The organism is Sphingobium sp. B2, assembly GCF_007693735.1.
Lineage (GTDB): Bacteria > Pseudomonadota > Alphaproteobacteria > Sphingomonadales > Sphingomonadaceae > Sphingobium > Sphingobium xenophagum.
This window is the reverse complement of the sequence record NZ_VDBZ01000005.1, coordinates 175,906-195,676: the sequence shown is the minus strand read 5'-3', so window position 1 is coordinate 195,676 and position 19,771 is coordinate 175,906. Positions and strand designations below refer to the sequence as shown.

The 19,771-nt window shown below is 65.8% G+C and carries 21 protein-coding genes; 13 read left to right on the top strand and 8 right to left on the bottom strand.

Going from position 1 to position 19,771, the window contains the following annotated elements:
- The 7 genes from FE851_RS22990 to FE851_RS22960 all read right to left on the bottom strand — a co-directional run.
- Positions 1-1,176: type II restriction endonuclease (locus FE851_RS22990; protein WP_145206785.1), on the bottom strand; the 1,176-nt coding region annotated here is incomplete at its 3' end.
- A 248-nt stretch (positions 1,177-1,424) separates the two neighbouring features.
- Positions 1,425-1,814 (bottom strand): copper-binding protein, encoded by a 390-nt coding sequence (locus tag FE851_RS22985; protein ID WP_021245555.1) that lies wholly within the window; start codon positions 1,812-1,814, stop codon positions 1,425-1,427.
- Between the two features lie 11 nt (positions 1,815-1,825).
- Entirely contained in the window at positions 1,826-4,969 is a 3,144-nt protein-coding gene (locus FE851_RS22980) for an efflux RND transporter permease subunit (protein ID WP_066969660.1), read from the bottom strand.
- Positions 4,966-6,456, bottom strand: coding sequence for an efflux RND transporter periplasmic adaptor subunit (locus FE851_RS22975; RefSeq protein WP_145206784.1), 1,491 nt, complete (start codon positions 6,454-6,456; stop codon positions 4,966-4,968). Before FE851_RS22975 ends, FE851_RS22980 begins: the two co-directional genes overlap by 4 nt.
- The gene (locus FE851_RS22970) at positions 6,453-7,715 is read right to left on the bottom strand and encodes a TolC family protein (RefSeq protein WP_013039107.1); all 1,263 of its coding nucleotides are present in this window, start codon (positions 7,713-7,715) and stop codon (positions 6,453-6,455) included. Before FE851_RS22970 ends, FE851_RS22975 begins: the two co-directional genes overlap by 4 nt.
- 63 nt (positions 7,716-7,778) lie before the next feature.
- Complete coding sequence (locus tag FE851_RS22965; RefSeq protein WP_007683334.1) at positions 7,779-8,036, bottom strand: hypothetical protein; 258 nt, start codon at positions 8,034-8,036, stop codon at positions 7,779-7,781.
- 77 nt (positions 8,037-8,113) lie between these two features.
- Positions 8,114-8,476, bottom strand: coding sequence for a hypothetical protein (locus FE851_RS22960; protein ID WP_007406428.1), 363 nt, complete (start codon positions 8,474-8,476; stop codon positions 8,114-8,116).
- Between the two features lie 243 nt (positions 8,477-8,719).
- Here FE851_RS22960 and FE851_RS22955 point away from each other — a divergent pair, with 243 nt between their 5' ends.
- The gene (locus FE851_RS22955; RefSeq protein ID WP_186378970.1) at positions 8,720-9,088 is read left to right on the top strand and encodes a hypothetical protein; all 369 of its coding nucleotides are present in this window, start codon (positions 8,720-8,722) and stop codon (positions 9,086-9,088) included.
- On the opposite strand, the gene FE851_RS26380 is transcribed toward FE851_RS22955, so the two are convergent.
- The gene (locus FE851_RS26380) at positions 9,075-9,224 is read right to left on the bottom strand and encodes a hypothetical protein (protein ID WP_186378969.1); all 150 of its coding nucleotides are present in this window, start codon (positions 9,222-9,224) and stop codon (positions 9,075-9,077) included. The two genes, FE851_RS22955 and FE851_RS26380, sit on opposite strands and share 14 nt — an antisense overlap.
- Positions 9,225-9,364: 140 nt before the next feature.
- On the opposite strand from FE851_RS26380, the gene FE851_RS22945 reads away from it, so the two are divergent.
- The 12 genes from FE851_RS22945 (at position 9,365) to FE851_RS22885 (ending at position 19,764) form a co-directional block, all read left to right on the top strand.
- Positions 9,365-9,790 (top strand): heavy metal-responsive transcriptional regulator, encoded by a 426-nt coding sequence (locus FE851_RS22945; RefSeq protein WP_021243089.1) that lies wholly within the window; start codon positions 9,365-9,367, stop codon positions 9,788-9,790.
- Between the two features lie 284 nt (positions 9,791-10,074).
- Positions 10,075-10,440, top strand: a complete 366-nt coding sequence (locus tag FE851_RS22935) for a hypothetical protein (RefSeq protein WP_232307697.1) — start codon at positions 10,075-10,077, stop codon at positions 10,438-10,440.
- Positions 10,441-10,459: 19 nt separating this feature from the next.
- Entirely contained in the window at positions 10,460-12,385 is a 1,926-nt protein-coding gene (locus FE851_RS22930; RefSeq protein WP_021243091.1) for a 2Fe-2S iron-sulfur cluster-binding protein, read from the top strand.
- A complete protein-coding gene (locus FE851_RS22925; protein ID WP_009824015.1) occupies positions 12,385-13,113 on the top strand; it encodes a hypothetical protein in 729 nt (242 codons plus the stop codon). The genes FE851_RS22930 and FE851_RS22925 overlap by 1 nt, the downstream gene beginning before the upstream one ends.
- A complete protein-coding gene (locus tag FE851_RS22920) occupies positions 13,110-13,832 on the top strand; it encodes a hypothetical protein (RefSeq protein ID WP_025549149.1) in 723 nt (240 codons plus the stop codon). The genes FE851_RS22925 and FE851_RS22920 overlap by 4 nt, the downstream gene beginning before the upstream one ends.
- The gene (locus tag FE851_RS22915) at positions 13,819-14,262 is read left to right on the top strand and encodes a DUF1622 domain-containing protein (RefSeq protein WP_004212663.1); all 444 of its coding nucleotides are present in this window, start codon (positions 13,819-13,821) and stop codon (positions 14,260-14,262) included. The genes FE851_RS22920 and FE851_RS22915 overlap by 14 nt, the downstream gene beginning before the upstream one ends.
- A gap of 14 nt (positions 14,263-14,276) precedes the next feature.
- A complete protein-coding gene (locus FE851_RS22910; protein WP_025549148.1) occupies positions 14,277-14,717 on the top strand; it encodes a four-helix bundle copper-binding protein in 441 nt (146 codons plus the stop codon).
- A gap of 332 nt (positions 14,718-15,049) precedes the next feature.
- Entirely contained in the window at positions 15,050-16,273 is a 1,224-nt protein-coding gene (locus FE851_RS22905; RefSeq protein ID WP_016743863.1) for a glycoside hydrolase family 130 protein, read from the top strand.
- A gap of 228 nt (positions 16,274-16,501) precedes the next feature.
- Positions 16,502-16,792: a hypothetical protein gene (locus FE851_RS22900; protein WP_007406388.1), complete on the top strand. Its 291-nt coding sequence runs from the start codon at positions 16,502-16,504 to the stop codon at positions 16,790-16,792.
- A 318-nt stretch (positions 16,793-17,110) separates the two neighbouring features.
- The gene (locus FE851_RS26375) at positions 17,111-17,512 is read left to right on the top strand and encodes a hypothetical protein (RefSeq protein ID WP_015449265.1); all 402 of its coding nucleotides are present in this window, start codon (positions 17,111-17,113) and stop codon (positions 17,510-17,512) included.
- A 148-nt stretch (positions 17,513-17,660) separates the two neighbouring features.
- On the top strand, positions 17,661-17,990 hold the full coding sequence (locus tag FE851_RS22890; RefSeq protein ID WP_021224454.1) for a hypothetical protein: 330 nt from the start codon (positions 17,661-17,663) through the stop codon (positions 17,988-17,990).
- 253 nt (positions 17,991-18,243) lie between these two features.
- Positions 18,244-19,764, top strand: coding sequence for an aldehyde dehydrogenase family protein (locus FE851_RS22885; RefSeq protein ID WP_025549141.1), 1,521 nt, complete (start codon positions 18,244-18,246; stop codon positions 19,762-19,764).
- The last annotated feature ends 7 nt before the right edge of the window (positions 19,765-19,771 follow it).

The following is a 19,771-nucleotide window of genomic DNA, read 5'->3' as shown; positions in this document are numbered from 1 at the left end:
ACGGCTGAAAGCCGGGCGACGGAGTTGCGCGCGAACGTCCTGCTCGCGCGCATTCGGTGCGACCAGGAATAGCCCGGCGGCAGCGTGCAGATCGCTCCCCGACAGCGCCAGATCGAGCATGCGCACGATCCCCGAGTAGATCGAGGTCGAATGTTCAACCTCGAACGCGGCGGCGACGCCGTCGCCACCCTTCGCCAGCCACAACACGTCGATGAGGCGGATCGAGTCCGCTCCGGGAGAGGTCGCAATGGCGTCTGGAAGGCGCTCGAGGCATCCCTGTCCAAGCGGGCAGCCAGCGTGAAGTCGACCGCGGTCATTGGCGGCGATCCACACATCGTAACCGAGGGCATGGCCGAGGTCGCGCAGCCAGGCCTGGATTTCGGCGTGCGTGCGATCGGTTTCGCCCTGCGCGGCGGCTGTCTTGTCGAGCCGGCTTGCCTCCGCTCTGGCATGTTCCAATCTGCCGAGCCAGTCGTCGGCCGCCGTTGCGTCATCCTCCAGCGGTGGCGCGGGATAGCGGCCCGAGCCAATGTCGAACAACAGTCCGCCGATCGCGCCGAGATCGTTGGAGAGCAACTCGCGGTAACGGTCGTTGAGGTCGAGGATGCCGGCGCGCATGGCGAGAAAATGATCCCATGACCCGAGCTTCACCTTGGCGCCGGTGACGGCATTGTAGCCCTTGACGATCGCGGTATTGAAGGGCGGCACCAGCGTCGGGTGAAGGAAATAGAGCAGGTTGGCCGCCGCCGGCCCCAGCCCCTTGATCTTGAGCGCGTCTATGCTGCGGATGTGGCTGATGATCTCCTCGGCGGTATCGCAGCACGAGCAATTGTCGAGCAGGCGACCGAACGCCCGCTGATTGTCCGGGCTTTCGTAAATGTCGGGAATGCGCAGCTTGGGCTTCCACAGCCAGGCATGGTCGGCGCCCTTGAAGATCTGCCGCTGTTCGGCGATCGAGTGGACAACCGTTTCCAGTGACGAGCCGCGATAGGCGACGCCGAACCGCCCACTTTCGATTTCCACGACCACCTGCTGCAGCCCCCGACGGATGGAGCGGAAGTTTTTCAGGCGTTCGTCCCAAAGAAACCAGGAGCGATAGGTGGCGCCCGGATCGTCTCGCCAACGACGGACAAGCTCGCTCAAGAGATCATGATGTGTCGTGGGTAACAAGGTCATACTGGCTCGGTCATCCTGAACTGGCTCCTTGCCGCTCAGGCTATCGCGGGCAAGGGCGGCTTGCACGTTCAATGTGCGATCCGCGAAGCTTGCTCAAACTGCCTGTGATCGCGCAGGGAAACGCGGCTGGCGTTGGGCGTTGCCGATCGCATCCGTAGACCGGGCGCACGGCCAGGCAGACGGCCGGCAGGGGCGTCGCCGCCCCGGAGCGGCGACGCAACCAGCTTCTTTTGGTCGAACTTAGCGGATCATTGCTTTGTGATCGCGGTGACCTCGCCATCGCTGCCCTTGAGCGAGAGGTCGAAATCGACCTTGTCGCCGACCTTGACCGCATCGGTGATCGCGGGCGCCGCCTTGAACGCCATCGTCATCGCCGGCCACTTGGCTTCGGGGATCGGGCCGTGGTTGAGCGTGATCGTGCCCGCCGTCTTGTCGATCGCGGTGACGGTGCCATGGCCCTTGGCCTTGATTGCGGCGTTCGCGTCAGGCGCCATCGACATGTTGCCCATGTCGCCGCTCATGGTCGCGGCAGGCGCCGCCTGGTTGGTTTCGGTTGTAACCGGGGTCTCGCCCTTCTTGCCGCACGCGGCGGTCAGGACGGCAAGGCCGAGGGCGAGGGTCAGTCGTGCATGTCTCATAATCGTCTCCTTCATGATGAAGCGGGTTGATGGATGGGGTCGGTCTTCGGCCGGCGCAGCAGCAGATAGGCGGCGGGCAGGACGAACATCGACAGCAGCGGCGCGCTCAGCATGCCGCCGATCATCGGCGCCGCGATCCGGCTCATCACCTCCGAGCCCGCGCCCGATCCCAGCAGGATCGGCAGCAGGCCGGCGAGGATCACCGCGACCGTCATCGCCTTGGGCCGGACGCGCAGCAGCGCGCCTTCGCGCACCGCGGCCTTCACCTCGGCGGCGTCCGGATTAGCCGTGCGCTCGGCCAGCGCATTCTTGAGATAGATCAGCATCACCACCCCGAACTCGGCGGAGACGCCGGCGAGCGCGATGAACCCGACCCCGGTGGCAACCGACTGGTTGAACCCCAGCAGATAGAGCGTCCAGATGCCGCCGGTCAGCGCGAACGGCAGCGTGCCCATGATCAGCGCAGCCTCGTCGAAGCGGCCGAAGATGAGGTAGAGCAGCACGAAGATGATCAGCAGCGTCGCGGGCACGACCAGCTTCAAGCGGTCGACCGCGCGCTCGAGATATTCGAACTGGCCCGAATAGGCGATGCTGACCCCCGGCGAGAGCCGAACCTGTCTCGCCACCGCGCGTTGCAGATCGCCAACCACCGAGGCGAGATCGCGCCCGCGCACATCGACATAGACCCAGGTCGAGGGCCGGGCATTCTCGGTCTTGAGCATCGGCGGCCCTTCGGCGATCGTGACATTGGCGACCGTGCCGAGGGTGATCTGCTGGCCCGCGGGCGTCAGGATCGGTAGCCCCCGCAGCCCGTCGAGGCTGTCGCGCAATTCGCGCGGATAGCGCACGCTGATCGGATAGCGGGCGAGGCCCTCGACCGTCTCGCCGATCGTCTCGCCGCCGATCGCGCCCGAGACGATGGCCTGCACGTCGGCGATGTTGAGTCCGAACCGCGCAGCGGCGGCGCGGTCGATGTTGACATCGACATAGCGTCCGCCGGTCAGCCGCTCGGCGAGCGCCGAGCTGACGCCCGGCACGGTCCTGGCCACGGTCTCGACATCATGGGCGATGCGGTCGAGCTCGGCGAGATCACTGCCCGACACCTTGACCCCGATCGGGCTCTTGATGCCCGTCGCGAGCATGTCGATGCGGTTGCGGATCGGCGGCACCCAGATATTGGCGAGCCCCGGAAGCCTCACCCGGCGATCGAGCTCGTCGATCAGCTTCTCGGGCGTCATGCCTGGTCGCCACTGGTCGCGGGGCTTGAACTGGATCGTCGTCTCGAACATCTCGAGCGGGGCGGGGTCGGTCGCGGTCTCGGCACGCCCCGCCTTGCCGAACACGCTTTCGACCTCGGGCACCGTCCTGATCAGCCGGTCGGTCTGCTGGAGCAGTTCGCTCGCCTTGGCGGCCGAGAGACCGGGCAGGGCCGAGGGCATGTAGAGCAGGTCGCCCTCGTCGAGGTTGGGCATGAATTCGCCGCCGAGCCGGCTGAGCGGCCAGGCCGTGGTCGCGAACACCAAAGCCGCGATCAGCAGCACGGTCTTGGGCCGCTTCATCGTCCAGTCGATCGCAGGCCGGTAGAGATCGGTCAGCCAGCGATTGACCGGATTGGCCTGCTCAGGCGGGATCCGCCCCCGGATCAGCCAGCCCATCAGGATCGGCACCAATGTCACCGACAGGATCGCGGCGGCGGCCATCGCATAGGTCTTGGTGAAGGCGAGCGGCGCGAACAGCCGGCCCTCCTGCGCCTCCAGTGTAAACACCGGGATGAACGACAGCGTGATGATCAGCAGGCTGAAGAACAGCGCCGGCCCGACCTCGGCCGCCGCCTCGGTGACGAGGATCCAGCGCGTCTCGCCGTCGAGATGCGTGCCCGGATGGTCCTGCTCCCAGCGCTCGATCTTCTTGTGGGCGTTCTCGATCATGACCACGGCCGCATCGACCATGGCACCGATCGCGATGGCGATGCCGCCGAGCGACATGATGTTGGCGTTGACGCCCTGGTAGCGCATCACGACGAAGGCGGCGAGCACGCCCAAGGGAAGGGTGAGGATCGCGACGAGCGCCGAGCGGACATGCCAGAGGAAGAGCGCACAGACCAGGGCCACGACGACGAACTCCTCGACCAGCTTGTGGGTGAGGTTCTCGACAGCACGGTCGATCAGCTGCGAGCGGTCATAGACCGTCACCACCTCGACGCCCGGCGGCAGGCTCCTCTTGAGGTCCGCGAGCTTGTCCTTGACCGCCGCGATCGTCTCCCGCGCATTCTTGCCCGAGCGCAGGATCACGACCCCGCCTGCGACCTCGCCTTCACCGTTCAGCTCGGCGATGCCGCGCCGCATCTCGGGGCCGATCTGGATCGTGGCGACGTCGCCGAGGCGGATCGGCACGCCGCCGGCCGCCGTCTTCAGCGGGATCGCGCGGAAATCGTCGAGCGTCTTCAGATAGCCTGAGGCGCGCACCATATATTCGGCTTCGGCCAGCTCGAGCACCGACCCGCCCGCTTCTTGATTGGCCTGCCGGATCGCCTCGACCGCCTGGGCGTGGGTCACCCCGTAGGCCGCGAGCTTCACCGGATCGAGCAGTATCTGATACTGCTTGACCATGCCGCCGATGCTGGCGACCTCGGCGACGCCGGTCACGGTCTTGAGCTCATAGCGCAGGAACCAGTCCTGCAGACCGCGCAGCTGCGACAGGTCATGCCGGCCGGTGCGGTCGACCAGCGCATATTCATAGACCCAGCCAACCCCGGTCGCGTCGGGCCCGAGCGCGCTGCGCGCGCTCGCCGGCAGGCGCCCCTGCACCTGGTTCAGATATTCGAGCACGCGGCTGCGCGCCCAATAGAGATCGGTGCCGTCCTCGAAGATCACATAGACGAAGCTGTCGCCGAAGAAGGAATAGCCGCGCACCGTCTTGGCGCCTGGCACCGACAGCATGGTGGTGGTGAGCGGATAGGTGACCTGGTTTTCGACGATCTGCGGCGCCTGACCCGGGTAGCTGGTACGAATGACGACCTGCACGTCGGACAGATCGGGGAGGGCGTCGATCGGGGTGGATCGTACCGCCCAGAGGCCCGCGCCGACCAGCGCCAGCATGCCGATCAGAACGAAGAAGCGGTTCTTGACCGACCAGCGGATGAGATGGGCGATCATCGGCCCGCCACCTTCGCCATACGCCGCAGCGTCGGTCCCGCCGGGGGCCGGTCGAACCCGAACCGAACCCGGTCGCCCGCCTTGAAGCCGCGCGCGATGCCCGGATCGGCGAGCGCGAAGGTCATCGTCATCGCGGGCCAGTCGAGCGCGGGGACCGGTTCGTGGCTGAGCGTCACCGCATTGGCCGTGAGCCGCTCGATCTTGCCCGTCGTCTCGTACAGCGTGGCTTTCGACCTCGGCGCGGCGATGGTCGCCGATGCCGCACCGCCGCCGATCGGCCGCGCCTCGATTCCCGACAGGCTCGCCTCGGAGTCGATCAGGAACTGCCCCGAGGCGACGACTTTCTCGCCGGGCGACAGGCCGGCAAGGATCTCGGTTTCACCGCCCGCCTCGCGGCCGATGCGGACCTCGGCGGGATGATAGCGCCCGTCGCCTGCGGCGAGCATGACGAGCGTGCGCTTGCCCGTGCGGATCACCGCCTCGCTCGGCACCAGCAGCGCCGGCTTGGCATCGCCGCCAAGCACGACGCTGGCGAACATGCCCGGCCGTAACCGCCCGTCCCGGTTGGGCAGCTCGATCCGCACGGTGAGCGTGCGGCTGTCGGCCTGCGTCGTCGGCAGGATCGCGATCACCCGGCCGGCGAAGCGCTCGCCGGGGAAGCTCGCCAGCGTGGCGCTGGCATTCTGGCCGACCCGGACATCGCCCGCGCGCGCTTCGGGCACCGCGGCATTGAGCCAGACGGTGCCGAGCCCGCTTACCTGGGCGAGCGTCTGGCCCATGGCGAGCGTCACGCCGGCACGGGCGTCGAGCGTCTGGATCGTGCCCGAGATCGGCGTCGTGATGGTCACCACGCCGTTCGGCCGACCGCTCCGCTCGACGCTGGCGATGAGGCCGTCGGACATGCCCATCAGCCGCAGCCGCTGGCGCGCGGCCGCGGTGAGATCGGGCTTGCCGAGCCGCCTGACGCTCAGATATTCGGTCTGCGCGCCGCCCCATTCGGGCAGGAGCAGGTCCGCGATCGGCGCGCCGGCGCGGACCACGTCCCCGGGCGCTCGCGCATAGACGCGGCTCACGAACCCGCCCGAACGCGCCTGGATGACGGCGACGTCGCGCCGGTTGAAGTCGATCGTGCCGGTGACCTCGAGGGCCGAGGCAAGGCTGCCCATCTTCGCCGCGACGACCCGCAATCCCAGGCTCTGCCGCGCGGCGGGATCGACGGCGACCGTGGGGGCCGCGCCGGCGCTTCCTCCGTCCGCGTATCGCGGCACGAGCTGCATATCCATGAAGGGCGACTTGCCGGGCTTGTCGAACTTCTGGTTGGGGAACATCGGATCGTACCAGTAAAGGACTTTGCCTGCCCCGGCGGGCGTGGTCGCCTCCGATTGCGGTGCCTGGCGATGGCCAGCCCAATAGCCTGTGCCGCCGGCCAGCAGCGCGACAGCCAGGATCGATGCGCCCCAGCGCAGCGCGGATTTATCGAGCGTCATGGCCGCTCCTCCCCATAGGTGATAGTGATGCGGACCGCGTCGCGCGCGACGTCGGCTTCGCGGTTGAGCGCCTCGACCTCGGCCTCCGCGAGCCCGAGCGTCGTGAGCAGCGCGGCGCCAAGGTCGAGCTTGCCGGCGCCATAGCTGTCGCGGTCGAGCTCGGCGCGGTGCCTGGCGAGTGGCACCAGCGTCTCGCGGGCATTGCGCAACCGGGAGAGATGCATGGCATGGTCTGCGAGATCGGCGTCGAGCTGCGCCACCAGCTCGCGGCGGATCGCCTCGCGGTCGAACCGACCCCCTTGCGCAAGGCTCTCGCTTGCAGCGATCCTGGGGTTCTGGCGCTTGCCGGCGAACAGCGGCAGGTCGATCGACACGCCGACCGAGGCCATGTCGCCGTACATGGGATCGCGCCGGCCATAGGTGACGCCGACCTTCCAGTCGGGGCGCTTGTCGGCGCGCGCGAGACGCACGTCCGCTTCGGCGACTGCGATCCGCGCGTCCTGCGCGCGCAGGGCGGGAAGCGCATCGATCCCGGCCCGCAGCCGGATCGGATCGACATCGAGCATCGGCGGGTCGCCCGTCGCCTGCGGGTCGGGGTCGCCGGTATAGCGCGCGAGCCGGGCCCGCGCCTGCGCCACCACCGCAGCCATCTCGGCGCGGCGATCGGCGATGGCGGCGCGGAGCTGGTCGGGCTCGAGCGCCTGGCTCGGGCGCGCGCTGCCCGACGCCAGGCGTGCGGTCACGGTCTTCTGCAGGTCGTCGAGGCTGGCATCGAGCAGGTCGAGCTGCCGGAGCCGGCGTTCTCCATAATAGAGATCGACCCAGGCGAGGGCGGTCTCGAGCCGCACGTTGCGGCCTTCGACCAGCTCGCCCGCCTCGGCGATACCGATATCGGCCGCGGCGCGCGCGGCGCGTGCATGGCGCTTGGCGAGATTGGGGAAGGTCTGGCTGAACCCGATCGTCGCCATGGTGAAATCGTCGCGCGTGAAGCTGCCGGCATTGGGGCCGCTCACCGGGAAGTTCTGCAGGCCCAGGTCGAGCGTCGGATCGGGCAGGCGATCGGCCGCGACCGCCGAAGAGCGGGCGCCGGCTGTCGCCGCCGCGCGCGCCTTGAGGCTTGGCGCGTTGGCGGCAGCGAGCCTCACTGCCTGCTCGTAGGTGAGCGGGCCGGCCGACACCGGCACGGCCCAGGCGCTCGCAAGCGTCGCACCGATAGAGAGCAACAGGCGTCGCACAGCGCGCCTCGGCATCATGATCATGGATATCATCCCCTCATGACAGAGGCGGCGCGCCAAGATGTGACGCGCCGCTCCGGAGCGGGTTTAGCCCTTGTCCGACCTGACTGCGCCGCGCATGCAGTCGGCGGCGCTTGCCTGCATCATCGCGCAATCGCAGCTGGCCATGTCCCGGCTGTCGGGCACCCATATGCGGACACGCGCAGGGCCAGTCGCCCGCGGACCATATTGCGGCGCCGACCGCCATTCCCAATGGCCTTGCGGCGTGCGGCTCGCGTCGGTTGCAAGCGCAGGCGCGGCGAGACTGAGGGCCGCCACAAGGGCGGCCGGAAGCAGTTTGATCATCACGAAAACCTTTGACTGAAAAGAAGGAAACCGGGCGCGCACGCATCGATCGATGCGCGCAGCCCGTGCTCGTTCAATCAGGCAAGGCTGGTGGGAGGATCCGGCTCGGGCGCAACCGCCTTGCCGGTCAATATCGTGTCGGTCGTCCAGAAGCTGGGCGCGTCGTAGAGACGCGCAGGCGCAACGCCGCCTGCCAGGTCCGCTGCGACCAGCGGGATCACGCACCCCATCGCGGCGATGCAATCGAGCGTCAGGCCCTTGCAGGGCTTTTCGCTGGGCGCAGGCTGCTGCTTGGCCATCATCGCCATGCAGTCCGCATCCATGCCCTTGGCCAGCGGCGCGCCTGCCGCCTGCGGCACGCTGTGCGCGGCCGCCATCTGGGCTCCGAAGAGACCGGACAGCGCTCCGATGACGAGCAGGAGGGCGAGCAGGCGTTTCACGGGCCTCGATATCTAGCGGGTTTCGCGGGCGCAGCCAACCAAAGTCTCGCGCCGCGCGGATTTTGAAGTGCTGACGGCTGATTCCGTCAACTCCGCGTCAATAAAGATCCGGCCCGGGGAAGAAGATCGGCTGCGGCCTCTACGTATATCGAGGCTGGACCCGGGACCGTAGTCCCAAGCCTGAAGAGACGCTCTTCCCCTCGGCAAAGTCCGGGCGGTGGCTTACCATCCAAGGAGGTGAATATGGTCAGAAAAACTCTCATGGTCGCGCTTGCCGGCATTTCGATGCTTGCTGCCGTCCCCGCTATGGCCCAGGGCATCGGGCACAGCCTGTTCATGCGCGGCTCGATCGTCGACACGGGCAGCAACGGCACGGTCGTCTGCATCGGCAAGGCCGATGGCGCCGAGGTCGGCCAGAAGCTCGAGGTCTATCGCGTCGTGACCCATCCGGGTCCGTCCAAGGGCGTGGCGCCGACCTATCACCGCCAGCTCGTCGGCCATGTGACAATCGACCATATCTTTGACGATCACTTCGCGCACGTGTCCGTCGCCGACGGCACGCCTGCCAAGCACGACATCGTCTGTCTCTTATACACATCTAGATGTGTATAAGAGACAGACCTATCACCGCCAGCTCGTCGGCCATGTGACAATCGACCATATCTTGGACGATCACTTCGCGCACGTGGCCGTCGCCGACGGCACGCCTGCCACGCACGACATCGTCGAGCTTCGCAAGACCTGACAAGCCGGTGGCCCGGCGGCACGGGCTGCCCTGATGCGACGCGTCGGGGCAGCGGGCCGCCGGCGACGAGGAGACCGTTCGGGGTCAAAGCGAAACCGCTTGACCCTGGACCATGGTCCAACCGGCATGATCGAGCGGATGACATGGGCAATTTCAAGATCGGCGAACTGGCCGCGGCCGCAGGCGTGGGCCGCGATACGATCCGCTATTATGAGCGGATGGGCCTGCTGCGCGAGCCCGCGCGCACGGCAGCGGGCTACAGGCTCTACGACGCGACGGACCTCGAGCGCGTCAACTTCATCCGCTCGGCGCAGGAGCTTGGCTTCACCCTCGATCAGGCCCGGCAGCTGCTGGCGCTCAGGGCATCGGACACCGCGCATGCGCAGGCCGTGCTCGATATCACGCTCGCCAAGATCACGGACGCCGAAGTCCGGCTCAAGCGCCTGTCCGATATTCGCGACATGCTTCGATTGCTTGCCGATGAGTGCCCGGGCGAAGTTCCTGTTTCCGATTGCCCTATTCTCACGTTCCTCACGGAAAGGCGGAGATCTGATCACCGAAAGATATAAGAGCAAGCCTCGCAGGAAGAACAAACACCATTATTAAAAGGGGATTTATCATGACACGAATGCATATAGTGGCTGGGATTGTTCCAGCATTGCTTCTGGGCGCCTGTGCGACGACGCCGCCTACCTCCGCACAGGTCGAAAGCTGTAGGGCCATGGAGGGCGATATGGGTCTCCAGACACGTCATGACCATGGCGAGATGAAACAGCAGGGTCGTAATCCCATGAACCTGTCGCACGATCAGTGCCGCAAGATTCTTCGCCAAGCACAATGATTCCTGCTCCGGGTGGCTCGGGCCCACCCGGAGATTCCTCCAGTACGAAAGGAAGAAGCAATGGTCGGAAATCGAAAAGTCATACTGTCGCTAATCAGCGTTAGCCTGCTCTCGATGGCGGCGCTTTCGGGCTGTGAGCGCAAGACCGATCAGACGGTGCCGGCTGCGGCCAACAGCGCCGCACCCGCGGCTGGCGCTGATAGCGTAAATCCCGCCGGCATGGATCATTCGGACGCCATGGCCAATGAACAGGAGATGGAGCGGCATCACCAGCAGGCCATGGACCATGATGCGATGCGCCAGGGAGGCATGAACAGCAGCGCTCCGAAGACCGAGCCTGCGCCTGCGGATTCGGCGATGCCGATGAAGGACATGTAAGGGCGCGAAGGGGGTCGACATGTGCGTTTGGACCAGCCTTCGCCTTTCGGGTCTGGGGTTGTTGCTCGCTTTCAGCCTTCCCTCTGCGAGCGTGCACGCTCAGGAGGGCGAAGACCATTCGGCACATCATGGGGATACTTCGGGCGGTGCGGGGATGGCCGATGGCGCAATGTCCGCAAAGCCCGAGGTCGGCACCTCCGATATGGCCTCGATGATGAACTCTATGATGGAGCGCATGATCAACGGCGAAGGCGAGAATGAACATGGGCACGATTCCCGCCGCACCGCATTTTTTTCGCAGTTGCTCGCCTTTCCCGCGCTCGACGAAGCGGCCCGGCAGCGGGTCGCTGCGCAGGCCGGGGAACGGGTAAGCACGGGCCTGTCGATGGTCAACGCCGCCTCGGCCGACGGCGCGCGTGCGACAACGGTCTCGGCCCGGCTCGATGCGGCGCGCCGGATGCGCGAAGGGACCGACCTGTTCCGCTCCGGTACCGCCGCGCAGGGCGCGATCGGAGGCTTGCAGCCGCCCCGGGAGGTCGGGCTTGCCTGGCTGCGCGATCAGCTCGACATCGACCAGGCCGCGCCCGGCCATGCCGATCACTGGTTCGGCATCTCGCCCTCGCACCTCCTTCTCATGCTGTTCCTGGGGCTGGTGAGCGCCACGCTTATCGCGCTGCAGATCTTCCGCCTGCGGCGGATCGGGGCGATCGCCGGCGGTGTCGCCACCGCCAAGGTTCCAGCAAAGCCGGAGCCGAAGGCTGCCCCTCCCGCTACCAGGGTTGCGCCCGCGCCTGCACCCGTTGCCGACAGCGCCGGGCTCGCGCCGAGCAATGCGGCCGCACCCGCTGGGGCGTCGCTGCGCAAGCCCAAAAGCTGGGCGGGGCAGCTGCGCGTGGTCCAGATCGTGCGAGAGACGCCGAGCGTGCTGACCTTCCGGCTCGCGGACCCGACCGCCGACCGGCTGCCGTTCGACTTCCTGCCGGGCCAGTTCCTGCAGGTCGAGGTAGAGCCCGAAGCGGGCAAGACCGCGCGCCGTTCCTACACGATCGCCTCTTCGCCGACCCAGCGGGCCTATGTCGAACTGACGGTCAAGCGCGAGGAGCAGGGCGTGGTCTCGCGATACCTGCACGACAAGGTCGTCGCCGACGATCTGCTGAAGGTCAGCGGACCGTTCGGCGCCTTCACCTTCACGGGAACGGATGCCCAGAGCATCGTGCTGATCGCGGGCGGGGTCGGCATCACCCCGATGATGTCGGTGCTGCGCTATCTCACCGACACCGCGTGGAAGGGTGATATCTTCTTCTTCTACGGCGCACGGTCGACCGAGGAATTCGTGTTCCGCGACGAGCTCGAGCGGCTCGAACGCCGTTTTCCCAACCTCCATGTCGTCGCCGCGATGCAGCGCGCGCCCGGCACCGTCTGGATGGGCCCCGAAGGGCCGATCACCCGCGAGATGATCCTGGCCGCGGTGCCGGAGATCGCGAGCCGGCGGATCCATATGTGCGGCCCGCCGGCGATGATGGGCGCGATGCGCGGCGTGCTGGCGGAACTTGGCGTCCCCGAAGCGCAGCTGCACACCGAGGCGTTCGGTCCGGCCTCGCTGCCGGCCGACCACGAGGATCTCGAGGTCAAACCCGCGCCCGCGCCAGCGGATAAGCCGGCCCCGAGCGCCGAGGTGGCGCCGAGCACGGTGACCTTCTCCGTGTCGGGGGTGTCGGCGGCCTTGCCCGCGGACGAGACCGTGCTCGAGGCGGCCGAGGGCGCGGGCGTCGAGATCTCCTATGCCTGCCGTGCGGGCACATGCGGCGCCTGCGTGGTCAAGCTGCTGCAGGGCGAGGTAACGATGGAGGTCGAGTCCGGCCTCGCGCCCGCCGACAAGGCGCAGGGCTATGTGCTCGCGTGCCAGGCGAAGGGCACGGGCACGCCGCTCGTGGTCGAAGCCTGATGCGCGAACGCAGCGACATCGCCGTCGGCCTGCTGGTCGCATTCCTGCTGCTGTTCCCGTTCGGCTACCTCGTGCATGTGTCACCGCGCTTTCCGGGCAGCCTCGCTGGCGGGATCATCGGGATCGCAGCGCTCGTGCTGATGCTGCTGACGCTTCCCTATGTCGCGGCCAAGCACATCGCCTGGGTCGACAAAGTGCTCTCCCGGCTCGTCAGCAAGCCTACCCTGCTCGCCATCCACATCTATGCCGGCGTGCTGGCGCCGATCCTGGGTCTGGTCCACGCCGCGCACAAGCTCGAAAGCCCGGTCGGACTGCTTCTGACCGTCCTCCTGCTGATGACGGTCATCACCGGCTTCATCGGCCGCTACCTGCTTGCCCAGCTTGGTCGGGCGCTGCGCGGACGCAGGTCGGAACTGGCCTCGCTTCGCGCCGCCTTCCTTGAGGAGCCGGCGGCGCCGGCGCAGGCCGATACCGCAGCCGCGCCGCTGTCGGGCTGGAGGCGCTATCTGTTCGTCGCCGGGGATGCGCCCGCGGGCCAGCACCCCCAGAACAGGGCGGGGATCGCCGCGGCGCTGGCCGATACCGAATTCGCGATCCGCGCCGAAGAGGCGACCAACACCCTGTTCGCGCGATGGCGGTTCCTGCACATCCTGCTGGGCTGTCTCATCTTCGCGCTGCTCGCGCTCCACGTCGGCGCGGCGATCTATTACGGGCTGCGCTGGCTATGAGCTGGCAGCGTCTTTCCTATGCCGTCTTCATCGCAGCCCTGCTGGTGATGGTCGCCGCGGTCGCGATCCGGATGCGATCGGACGCGCCGAGGGATGCCGGCCTGGTGGCGCAGCTCGTAGCGCCCGGCCCGCTCTCGAGCGCCCACCAGTCCTTCGCCGGCCAATGCACGGCCTGCCACACGCCGGGCAAGGGCGTCGAAACCCGGACCTGTCTCACCTGCCATGCGGGCACGGATTTCGGGACGAAGCAGTCGACGCAGTTCCACGCGAAAGCGACGCAGTGCACCTCCTGCCACGTCGAACATGAGGGAGAGCGCGGCATCATCCGCATGGATCACGCCGCCTTGCTCGACATGGCAAAGTGGCGGCAGCCTTCGGCGGGCATGTCGACAAACACTCGAAGCCTGACCCCCGAGACCGCGCTCAATTGCGCGAGCTGCCATGCGTTCCGCGATCCGCACCAGGGCCTGTTCGGCACCGACTGCGCGAGCTGTCACAAGACCGACAGCTGGAAGATCGCCAATTACCGCCATCCATCGGTCAATTCGACGCAGTGCGCCGAGTGCCACAAGGCGCCGCCCAGTCACTTCATGGAGCATTTCAGCATGGTCTCGCAGCGCGCAGCCGGATCGAAAGCGCGCGTCGACCAATGCTATGCCTGTCACGCCACCGACAGCTTCAACAATATCCGCAAGCGAGGCTGGTATGATCACCATTGAGGCCGACTGGCTGAGCGCCTTCTTCCGGCTTGCGGTGATCGGCCTGGAACTGGCGGGCACGCTGACCATCCTGGTCGGCGCGGGGCTCGCAACCTTTCTGTTTGCGCGGCGGGCGAGGGCGGGCGACCGAACCGAGGCCTATAGCGCGTTCCGATCGGCGCTCGGCCGCAGCATCCTGCTCGGCCTGGAATTTCTGGTCGCCGGCGACATCGTCAAGTCGCTGGTGATCAACCCGACGCTCGACGATCTCATCGTGCTGGCCGGGCTTGTGCTGGTGCGGACCTTCCTGAGCATCTCGCTCGGGGTCGAGATCAACGGCCACTGGCCCTGGGAGGAAACCCGGATGGCGCGGGAGAAGGCGCGTGCGGCGTCGGATGGGTCGCCGGCTACGGCTGAGGCCGCCGGATGCGGCACAGCGCTCAAGCGATAGCAGATGGAAGGCGCATCATGATCGAGAGACGCGAATTGCTGATGGCGGGCGCCGGCCTTGCCGCCGCCGGAACGCTGGCTGCGCCGGCGGCGGCGCAGCAGCATCGAATGGAAGGGATGGCGATGTCGATGACGGACTGCATCGACGATTGCGTGGCTTCGCACCGCATGTGCCTGGAAACCGCCGCTTGGCTGACGAAGCAAGGCGGCGCGTCAGCTACGGCGTCGCTGATCGCCATGCTGAACGACTGTGCGGAACTGTGCCAGGCGACTGCCAACTCGATGCTGCGGGAATCTGCCCTGCACCGCATCGTCTGCCGCGCCTGCGCCGACGCTTGCGAGCGCTGCGCCGAGGAATGCGGACGCCATAGCGCGGACCAGCGGATCGCGCGTTGCTCGGCCACCTGCAAGAAATGCGCGGCGAGCTGCCGAACGATGGCGGACATGTCGAGCTGAGCGGCGCGCTTCGCACGTGCCCCACATAGTCACGTTCAGGCCAGAGCCCCCGGTCACAGCTTGTGTGTCCGACAACTACGCCAGGACAGCGATCATGGCACGTGGCACAAAGTCCGAGTATCCGGCAACGGCGGAAATCATCGCACCCGCCATCGCCGGAGCCTTCCGTGCCGCCACCCGATAGTCGGGTAATGCCGAGCACCATCTTTACGATTGCGTGAACGCTCCACGGTCGATCTGTATTGGAGAAGTCAGTGTCAACCGCCGAATTTGTCAACCGGCTACCCGAATTGCTCCGCCCCAATCCAGCAAGGGTAGTGATCAGACCCTATATGCCGTCGACGGAAACCTATAAATATGCGGTACCGGATCAGCCACGTGCGCAGCGCATCGCCGACCGCGTCCTGGCGCTCGACCCAGCATCGCTCCACGATGAGTTGCAACGCATTCTTGATGATTTCTCGGGAAGGCATCGTGAGGTTCCGTCCCTGTTTTTGCGGCGGTTCCACGAGGTTGATGGCATCATCGTCTGTGATTGCGAGGTCACCCATGAACAGGCGCTCTTGATCGGTGCCCATTTTTGCAACGAATATTCCTATGAGGCAGCAGCGCTTTTCAATCCGAGCATCGTCCTGCATCCTGACCAGTCTGCTGTACCTGAAAACTCTCTCCGATTCATTCTTTCCCTGCGAGGCGTGGGCGAGGGGCATATCTCCTCCGTCACCTTTCGCACCGGGTTTTGCGCCGCGGACGGAACCATAGCAATCAATCCTCCGAGCCCCATGCCGCTCGTGCTGGAGACTGAAAACATCTCCGGCGAGGACGGGCCGGACGCGGGCATTCGGATCAAGTGCGATGGCAGCCACGATCTCTCGGAGATCGTGATCTTTCCGACAACCCCCAGCCAGCGTGGTGGCATCGAAGACCTTCGCTTGGTCCGCTTCCTGGACGACGATGGCCGAGCCACCTATTTCGGTACATATACGGCATTTAGCGGCCAGTCCGTCCGGCAGGAGTTGTTGTCCACGCCGGACTTCCGGACATTCGAACTCAGACCGCTGCGTGGGGATGCCACCGGTAGCAAGGGCATGGCGCTTTTCCCCCGACGCATTGCCGGGCACTTTGCCATGCTTGGGCGCGAGGATAACGAAAATATCTGGTTCCTGACGTCCGCGGACATTCACGACTGGAGTGGCGGAGCGAAAGCCATCGAACCTCGCTGGCCTTGGGAGTTTGTCCAGATCGGTAATTGCGGATCGCCGATCGAGATCGACGAAGGCTGGCTGGTCGTAACTCATGGAGTCGGCGCCGTTCGGAACTATTGCATCGGGGCGTGCCTGCTGGACCGTGACGATCCCTCGAAGCTGCTGGCGCGGACGAAGCTACCGCTTTTGCGGTCGGACATGGATGAGCGCGAAGGTTATGTGCCAAACGTAGCCTACAGCTGCGGCGCGATGGTACATAATCGGGTGCTGGTACTGCCTTATGCCATTGCTGACAGCTTCACCACTTTTGCCACTATTCCTCTCGAGCGTCTGCTGGCCGCCATGGATTAGTCACTGTTGCCGACCTGTCCTGCTCTCGAGTCCGAACCATAGTTACACATCGGCACAACAACGATGCCAGTGCGATAATTTATGGCCATCTCAGAGACGGACTTCGCACATTACGTATACAGCAAGGCGGAAGGTGACACCATTTCACGGGCAAGCTCCGGAAGGGGCGACAATCGACCGGGCATATGCTCGATCGAACGAGAAACCCAGACTTGAAGGAATGGATACTTGCGCAAGAAGACGGCAATGATCGCTTCGCTCGCAGCTCTCGGCTTCCTCGCCGTCAGTGCCGGACCGGTGCTGGCGGACGGGATGCCGCCGGGCATGCCCGATCTTGAGGAGACCCTCAAGGCCAGGCCGGCGCCTGCCCAGCCCGATCCTGCCCACATGCAGGGCATGGCTCACGGTAAGGAGCAGATGCACGGCCAGATGATGCAGGGCCATCGAATGGCGATGCGGGATTCGCAGGACCAGGACGGCGCCTCCGGCATGTCACACAGGTCGGACGGTGGTTGCTGACCCTGCCATCATTCCATCAGACGACAAGGTTGACGGACAAGATCATGGCCGCTTTCAACCGAAGCCTTGGTCCGCCGTTCCCACGGCGGGCCAATCGCTTTTCTGGCCGGTCTCAGGACGAGAAAGCCAGGCCGGGTCACATTTTTGATCGATCCCGGATCATCATTTTACGCGCCTGCTCCAGCAGGCACACGGCCGATCGGATTTCGATTCGTAACTTACGTATACAGACAGCGTCTCGCTAGCAGCATTGAAGCTTCGGAATTGCCGGGATCGGAACGTCGATCGGGCAACAGGAAGAACACTCGGAGACCCTCAATGCGACAGACGACATTTCTCGCGGCGCCCGTCAGCCTCTTCGCGACGCTAACCTTCGCCGCCGGCACCGCTCTCGCCCAGTCGACGCCCGCGCCCGCGCAGGCTGCGCCGGCCCATGCCCACCAGCAGGGCATGGATCATGGCGGGCAGCAGATGCACGATCAGATGATGAAGGATCATCAGGCCGGCGCGCAGAAGCAGCAGGGGCAACCGGCCCAGCAGGATCAACAGGGCATGTCGGGGATGGCCGGCATGTCCGGCGGGTCGCCAGCATCGAACGGCTCGGGCATGGCCGGTAAGGCGAAGAGTGGCTGCTGCAAGATGCCGATGAAGAAGGCCAAGCCGGCCGCGAAGAAGAAGACCGCCAAGCCCATGGCCGACAAGCCGATGAGCGACATGTGAAGTTTCCAGCCCCGATAAAACACCCCCCGGGGCTGAGGGCCCGCCGCCGCCCCGCGGCGGGCCAGTTCTTTGACGATGCCCAGCGTCGCCCCGTGCTCCCAGCTTTCAAAGCCGGGACCGAGCAACTAACGTGAGAGAGGAAACAGTGATGCGAAAGCATCTTGGCGTCGGTGCTGCTGTTGGCTTTCTGCTCTTTGGCAGCACGCCGCTCCTCGCACAGGGTATCGGCCATAGCTTGTTCATGCGCGGCAAGATCGTCCGTACGGATGCGGGCGGCACAGTGGCCTGCCTGGGCAAAGCCGATGGCGCGCACATCGGGCAGATACTCGAAGTCTATCACGCAACGCCGCGCCACCGCCGCCTTGTCGGTCATGTCGAAGTCGACCAGATTTTCGACGACCATTATGCTCATTTCCGCGTGAGGGACGGGACGCTTCAGAAAGGCGATTGGGTGAGCCTAAAGCGCGTCCGGGCGTAACGCCAGAATTGGAATGCCAAGCGCCGCCCTCGCCAAAAGAAGACTCGGCCGAGTAACGCCTGTCTCGGCATAATTCCGATCAGGCGTGCGCGAATAGGTTCAGGAGTCGATGAATATTCATCGGCTCCGTTGGCGTGTCCGACCCTTAAAGCCCGCGACACCGATACCAGACTACCTTCTGCGGAACTTACTTATAGGCCGCCCGGGCAAAGAGACTACTCCGTCAGGCCATCGATAGAGATGGAGTCAGGTTATGTTCGAGAAGGCGATCGGGACCATTAACGCGGCGGCCTCCTTCCGACACCGCTATGATAATTTCATCGGAGGCCGCTGGAGCGCTCCTGCGAGCGGCGAGTATTTCGCCGACAAGAGCCCGATCAATGGCGCCCAGATCGCCGAGTTCGCGCTGTCGACGCCGGAAGATGTCGAGCGCGCGCTCGATGCGGCGCACGCCGCCAAGGATCAATGGGCAAGGATCGCGCCCGCCGAGCGCGCCAGGATTCTCAATCGCGTCGCCGACCGGCTCGAGGATAATCTGGAGCTGCTGGCGCTTGCCGAGACGATCGACAATGGCAAGCCGATCCGCGAGACCCGCGCTGCCGACGTGCCGCTTGCAATCGACCATTTCCGCTACTTCGCCGGCTGCATCCGGGCGGAGGAAGGCGGCATCTCGACGATCGATGCCGACACCATCGCCTATCATTTCCGCGAGCCGCTCGGCGTCGTCGGCCAGATCATCCCGTGGAACTTCCCGCTGCTGATGGCGGCGTGGAAGATCGCCCCGGCGCTGGCGGCGGGCAACTGCACCGTCATCAAGCCCGCATCCCAGACGCCGCTCACCTTGCTGATGTTCGCCGAGCTCACCGCCGACATCCTGCCGCCCGGCGTGCTCAATGTCGTCACCGGCCCGGGACGGACCGTCGGCCAGGCGATCGCCGCCAATCCGCGCATCGCCAAGGTCTCGTTCACCGGCGAGACCGTCACCGGCAAGCAGATCATGCACGCCGCGGCGGACCATCTGATCCCCCAGACGATGGAGCTTGGCGGCAAGTCGCCCAACATCTTCATGGCGGACGTGCTCGACGAGGACGATGCCTTCTTCGACAAGGCGCTCGAAGGCTTTACTTTGTTCGCCTTCAACAAGGGCGAGGTCTGTACCTGCCCGTCGCGCGCCCTGATCCATGAGTCGATCTTCGACCGCTTCATCGAGCGCGCCGTGGCGCGCGTCGCCGCGATCCGCCAGGGCGATCCGCTCGACCCGTCGGTCCAGGTCGGCGCGCAGGCGTCGGAGGACCAGCTCCACAAGATCCTGGGCTATATCGATATCGGCAAGGCCGAGGGCGCGCAGTGTCTGGTCGGTGGCGCCAGGGCGCTGCCGGGCGGTGCGCTCGACCAGGGCTATTTCGTACAGCCGACCGTGTTCGTGGGTCAGAACCACATGCGCATCTTCCAGGAGGAGATCTTCGGTCCCGTCCTGGCGGTCACCACCTTCAAGACGGTCGAGGAGGCGATCGCACTTGCCAACGACACCGCCTACGGTCTTGGCGCGGGCGTCTGGACCCGGAGCGGCAACACCGCCTACCGTCTGGGCCGCGCGATCGAGGCCGGGCGGGTCTGGACCAACTGCTATCACCAGTACCCCGCCCATGCCGCCTTCGGCGGATACAAGGCGTCGGGCTTCGGGCGTGAAAATCACCGGATGATGCTCGACCATTATCAGCAGACCAAGAACCTGCTCGTCTCCTATGACGAGCACGCGCTCGGCCTGTTCTGACCCCTCG

Coding starts and splice junctions, on each gene's coding strand:
- FE851_RS22905 (WP_016743863.1), top strand. CDS start 15,050: ATGCCGTCGACGGAAACCTATAAATATGCGGTACCGGATCAGCCACGT.
- FE851_RS22890 (WP_021224454.1), top strand. CDS start 17,661: ATGCGAAAGCATCTTGGCGTCGGTGCTGCTGTTGGCTTTCTGCTCTTT.
- FE851_RS22975 (WP_145206784.1), bottom strand. CDS start 6,456: ATGACGCTCGATAAATCCGCGCTGCGCTGGGGCGCATCGATCCTGGCT.
- FE851_RS22915 (WP_004212663.1), top strand. CDS start 13,819: ATGATCACCATTGAGGCCGACTGGCTGAGCGCCTTCTTCCGGCTTGCG.
- FE851_RS22920 (WP_025549149.1), top strand. CDS start 13,110: ATGAGCTGGCAGCGTCTTTCCTATGCCGTCTTCATCGCAGCCCTGCTG.
- FE851_RS22970 (WP_013039107.1), bottom strand. CDS start 7,715: ATGATCATGATGCCGAGGCGCGCTGTGCGACGCCTGTTGCTCTCTATC.
- FE851_RS22985 (WP_021245555.1), bottom strand. CDS start 1,814: ATGAGACATGCACGACTGACCCTCGCCCTCGGCCTTGCCGTCCTGACC.
- FE851_RS22930 (WP_021243091.1), top strand. CDS start 10,460: ATGTGCGTTTGGACCAGCCTTCGCCTTTCGGGTCTGGGGTTGTTGCTC.
- FE851_RS22980 (WP_066969660.1), bottom strand. CDS start 4,969: ATGATCGCCCATCTCATCCGCTGGTCGGTCAAGAACCGCTTCTTCGTT.
- FE851_RS22925 (WP_009824015.1), top strand. CDS start 12,385: ATGCGCGAACGCAGCGACATCGCCGTCGGCCTGCTGGTCGCATTCCTG.
- FE851_RS22945 (WP_021243089.1), top strand. CDS start 9,365: ATGGGCAATTTCAAGATCGGCGAACTGGCCGCGGCCGCAGGCGTGGGC.
- FE851_RS22955 (WP_186378970.1), top strand. CDS start 8,720: ATGGTCAGAAAAACTCTCATGGTCGCGCTTGCCGGCATTTCGATGCTT.
- FE851_RS22885 (WP_025549141.1), top strand. CDS start 18,244: ATGTTCGAGAAGGCGATCGGGACCATTAACGCGGCGGCCTCCTTCCGA.
- FE851_RS22965 (WP_007683334.1), bottom strand. CDS start 8,036: ATGATCAAACTGCTTCCGGCCGCCCTTGTGGCGGCCCTCAGTCTCGCC.
- FE851_RS26375 (WP_015449265.1), top strand. CDS start 17,111: ATGCGACAGACGACATTTCTCGCGGCGCCCGTCAGCCTCTTCGCGACG.